Source organism: bacterium (genome assembly GCA_024226335.1).
Lineage (GTDB): Bacteria > Myxococcota_A > UBA9160 > SZUA-336 > SZUA-336 > JAAELY01.
In genome coordinates, this window is the sequence record JAAELY010000012.1 from 1 (window position 1) to 1,439 (window position 1,439).

At 64.1% G+C, this 1,439-nt stretch carries 2 protein-coding genes; both read left to right on the forward strand.

Going from position 1 to position 1,439, the window contains the following annotated elements:
• The first annotated feature begins 665 nt into the window (after positions 1–665).
• A complete protein-coding gene (locus GY725_00415; GenBank protein MCP4002632.1) occupies positions 666–881 on the forward strand; it encodes a YheU family protein in 216 nt (71 codons plus the stop codon).
• A 194-nt stretch (positions 882–1,075) separates the two neighbouring features.
• Complete coding sequence (locus GY725_00420; GenBank protein MCP4002633.1) at positions 1,076–1,339, forward strand: helix-turn-helix domain-containing protein; 264 nt, start codon at positions 1,076–1,078, stop codon at positions 1,337–1,339.
• Positions 1,340–1,439 lie beyond the last annotated feature (100 nt).

Below are 1,439 nucleotides of genomic sequence, written 5' to 3' on the forward strand. Positions count from 1 at the left end.
CGTAGCCTCTGTGCTACTCACACCAGGGATAGATACTGTCTTGGGGCAACGCCGCCACCGCGCGAAAGCGGCCGGACAAATGCGCCGAACTTTCGACTCACACCACTAGTGCTTCCGGCGGGCAACTTCGTCCGTCGCGACCCCGGCCAGAGACTGAGATGCTCTCGATCAGCGTTCCCACGATCCTCATGGGCCTGACGAAAGCGGGAGCTCCCATGATGAGCTTCGAGGACGTCGCCTGCCCGAACGCGGACGTGCGCGTGTTGTCGGAGCTGCGCTCCGGCTCGATTCGGCAAGCGCAGGTCCGCTTCGATCCGCCCAGGCGTCGCGGCGACGAGATCAGCGTCAGTTTCTCCGCCGTCTCCGAAGGATTCGCGTCGCAGCTCATCGTGACCGAAGAGGTGGCGATTGCGTCCTGGACCAAGGGCCACACTTCCGCCGCCACGTCCTGTACGTCGTTCTCGTTCGCCGCGGCGGCACCCAAACGGAAACGGACCTGCGCCTCGAGCATCGGCTGGAAGCAGGCGGCGACTCATTCGAGGCTCGCGCGATCCCCTTCGATCGCTGCAGGTCGAAGACGGGCCCCTGTCCAGCCCCTGTCCCCCCGTCTTCGGAGCATTCATTCCTACTCCTCGTGCCGCGAGCGCGGCACGATACCGTTCGGCATGGAACAGGAACCAGGCACCAAGATCTCGCCCGACAGGCTCTCACCCGAAGCGCTACACGGCATCATCGAGGAGTTCGTGACCCGCGACGGAACCGACATGGTGGAGGGGGAGACGAAAGTCAGGGAGGTCCTGGACCTGCTCGAGCGCGGCGAGGTCGAGATTTGGTTCGACGAGACCACGCGCACCTGCAACATCGTGGTCGTGCACGAGTAGGCGCAGCGAGCTCGAGGCTCGCTACAGCTTCAGCGCGCTCCGCAAAGCCGAACCGTGCGCGCGGCTGCAGGTCAGGCGCGTGCCGTCGGTCGTCAGGAGCTCGTACTCACCGCGTCCTAGTGGTGTGATGCAGAAATAGCCAGACGTATAGTTACATCTAAGCCCTCGTGGCGTACTTTGCATGGAGGCAAGCCATGCGAGTCGCGCCGACAATCACGCTGACACGGAGTGAACGGGCCAAGTTGCAGCGATTGGCTGATGGTCGTCGAACGGAGGTGCGCGTCGTCACGCGAGCGCGAATCGTGCTTGCCGCTGCCAGGCACCTGGAGAATCGAGAGATTGCCGAGGAGCTCGGTGTTACGCGAGAAACAGTGGGGCGATGGCGTTCGCGTTATGCCGAGAAGGGCCTCGAGGGAATAGCCCAGGATTTGCGGCTCTCCGACACCTTTAGTGGGTGAATCAGGGCCGGGTTCGAGGCCGCCCCAGGAGACCAGTGAAGGGAGAGACCGGCACAGGAAGGCCCCTGGAGGCCCCCAGGGCTCGGTCCGGGGCGGTTCC

Excerpts from the sequence above, each read along its gene's own strand:
- GY725_00415 (MCP4002632.1), top strand. The coding sequence starts at position 666 with ATGGAACAGGAACCAGGCACCAAGATCTCGCCCGACAGGCTCTCACCC.
- GY725_00420 (MCP4002633.1), top strand. The coding sequence starts at position 1,076 with ATGCGAGTCGCGCCGACAATCACGCTGACACGGAGTGAACGGGCCAAG.